The sequence below is a fragment of the Pseudomonas sp. KCJK8993 genome (assembly GCF_046230915.1).
GTDB classification, from domain to species: Bacteria; Pseudomonadota; Gammaproteobacteria; order Pseudomonadales; family Pseudomonadaceae; genus Aquipseudomonas; species Aquipseudomonas piscis.
Genome location: NZ_JBJJLO010000250.1, coordinates 1 through 1,047 on the forward strand (window position 1 = coordinate 1; position 1,047 = coordinate 1,047).

1 protein-coding gene is annotated in these 1,047 nt (G+C 68.6%); it reads left to right on the forward strand.

The annotated features are described in order from the left end of the window. On the forward strand, positions 1–1,047 hold a 1,047-nt coding region (locus ACK6AU_RS32000), incomplete at both ends, for an SDR family NAD(P)-dependent oxidoreductase (protein WP_409303774.1).

Here is a 1,047-nt window from a genome sequence, read left to right on the forward strand (position 1 = left end):
CTGGTCCAGGCGCTTTTGGCCCTGGACTACGGTAGCCGGCCCCTGGCGTTGACGGTGGTCACCCGCCAGGCGCTGCCGGTTCTGGCCGCAGAAACCGGCGATCCAGAACAGGCCAGTGTCCACGGGCTGATGGGTTCGGTGGCCAAGGAATATAGCCATTGGCAGGTGCGCGTGCTCGACCTCGCCGGCCAGGCCCCCTGGCCTTCGGCGCAGGCTGGCCCGGATGTGCCAGAACTGCCGGGGGAAACCCTGGCCCTGCGCGACGGCCAATGGTATCGCCAGCGCCTGGTGCCCTGCGCACTGCCGGACGTCGGCGGCAGTGCGCTGCGCGAACGGGGGGTCTACCTGATCCTCGGTGGTGCCGGCGGCCTGGGCACGGTCTTCAGTGAATACCTGATCCGTCGCTACCAGGCCCAGGTGATATGGCTGGGCCGCCGTGAGGCCGATGCGGTGATCGAGGCGCAACGGGCGCGCCTGGGCAGCCTCGGCCCCACGCCGCTCTACCTGCGGGCGGACGCCAACGACCGAGCGGCGCTGGAAGCCGCCGAGCAAACCGTTCGCCGCCGTTATGGCGCGGTGCATGGCGTGGTGCACGCCGCCATCGTGCTGGAGGATCGCGGCGTGGCGCAGATGGCCCCCGGGGTATTCGATGCCGCGCTACGGGCCAAGGCGGCCACCAGCGAGAACCTCGATGCGGTGTTCGGCCGGCAAGACCTGGATTTCATGCTGTTTTTCTCATCGATGCAAAGCTTCATCCGCGCCCCGGGCCAGGCCAACTACGCCGCCGGTTGCTGCTACGCCGATGCTTTTGCCCTGGGCCTGCGGGAGCGGCCATACCCGGTGAAGATCATAAACTGGGGCTATTGGGGCAGTGTCGGCATAGTGGCCAAGGCCAGCTATCGGCAGCGCATGGAGGCGGCCGGGATCGGCTCGATCGAAGCACCACAGGCCATGGCGCTGCTGGAGCGCCTGCTGGCCAGCCCACTGCCACAGCTGGCGTTCTTCAAGGCCCGGCATGCGCAAGCCGCGAGCCAATGGGCAGTGGCG